Genomic DNA, 1,197 nt, shown 5'->3' on the forward strand with positions numbered 1-1,197 from the left:
AAGCGGCTGGCTAGGGCCGCGTAGCTGGCCGTGGAGGACTTTTACGACAGCCTCTTAGCCTGGACGCCTCGGAAGCTAGCGTTCTTGCCCTTGCCCTTGGGCATCCTTCCGCCTCCTGGCGCGAGAGGCCGCGCCTCGCTTTCCGTATACCCGCGCGGCGAAGCGGGAAACGATGGCCACCAGGTCCTGGGCGAGTTCCTCCTGAACCTCCCCGCCCTCCTCCCCGTTTAAGACCACCACCTCCACCCCAAAAGCCTCTAGGAAGCGGCGGATGTACCCCACCCCAAACCGGGCCAGGCGGTCCTCGTACTCCACCACCACCCGCTCCAGCTCCCCCTTCTTGGCCCGGTTTAGAATCTGGCTGAGCCCCCGCCGCTCCTCGTTCACGCCGCTTGCGATCTCGGCGATCACCTGGTAGTCCCAGCCCCGCTCCTTGGCGAAGGCCTCCAGCCGGGCGATCTGGTCCTTGAGAAACCCTTCCTGCTTCCTCGTGCTTACCCGAGCGTAGAGCACGGTGGAGGGTTTGGGCTTCTCCTGGGGGATCTCCAGCCCGAGGGAGAGGAGCCGTTCAATCTCCTCCCGGCGGTAGCGCCTGCGACCCCCGGGGGTGCGGATGGGGTGCAGAATGCCCTGCCTTTCCCAGGCGTACAGGGTGTTGCGGTGAATGCCGTAGCGCTCCCTGACCTGATGGGCTGTAAGGAGAAGCGGAGACATCTGAGGGCTATTGTAGCCTAAAAGCTTTTATTGCTCAACTGTTTGCACCTCCCAAACCCGGTTAAGGCGGGTGTCCAGGTGGTGGCCCCTGCTCTCGGCGACCAGCTCTACCCTAGCCTTCAACTTCTCCGCCTCGAGTACCAACCGCTCGGCCACCAGGGCCAGGGAAAGCTCATAAGGGTCTAGGGCAGCATCGCCGTAAGCTTCCCTGTGCCGAAGCTTATCTATCACCACGGCAACCACCGTGTACTTCCACCGCGCCATGGCAGCGTTAAGCGCTTGATACCACCTCTGGCGTGTAGCCGGGTCCTTTAGACCCTCAAAGCCCTTCCGGTTGCGCGTCATATCCGCGGTATGGAGAACTATGGTCTCGCTACCAAAAAAACGCAGCTTCAGCTCATGCATTTCTGGGACGATAACTTCCCGGTCTCAGTACACGTCAAAACGTGGGACCACCCCTTTAGGATGGACCTGCGCCCACGT

Annotated in this window: 2 protein-coding genes; both read right to left on the bottom strand. The window is 61.9% G+C overall.

Annotation, left to right across the window (positions count from 1 at the left end):
* Window positions 1-75: 75 nt before the first annotated feature.
* A complete protein-coding gene (locus tag L0D17_RS13105; protein ID WP_243095693.1) occupies window positions 76-714 on the bottom strand; it encodes an IS607 family transposase in 639 nt (212 codons plus the stop codon).
* A 27-nt stretch (window positions 715-741) separates the two neighbouring features.
* Window positions 742-1,119 carry a hypothetical protein gene (locus tag L0D17_RS13110; protein ID WP_243095694.1) on the bottom strand — a complete coding sequence of 126 codons (378 nt, stop codon included), beginning with the start codon at window positions 1,117-1,119 and terminating at the stop codon, window positions 742-744.
* Window positions 1,120-1,197: the final 78 nt, after the last annotated feature.

The sequence above is a fragment of the Thermus thalpophilus genome (genome assembly GCF_022760915.1).
Lineage (GTDB): Bacteria > Deinococcota > Deinococci > Deinococcales > Thermaceae > Thermus > Thermus thalpophilus.

Bases quoted from the DNA above. Each gene is read 5' to 3' on its own strand.
- L0D17_RS13110 (WP_243095694.1), bottom strand. From the start codon at position 1,119: ATGCATGAGCTGAAGCTGCGTTTTTTTGGTAGCGAGACCATAGTTCTC.
- L0D17_RS13105 (WP_243095693.1), bottom strand. From the start codon at position 714: ATGTCTCCGCTTCTCCTTACAGCCCATCAGGTCAGGGAGCGCTACGGC.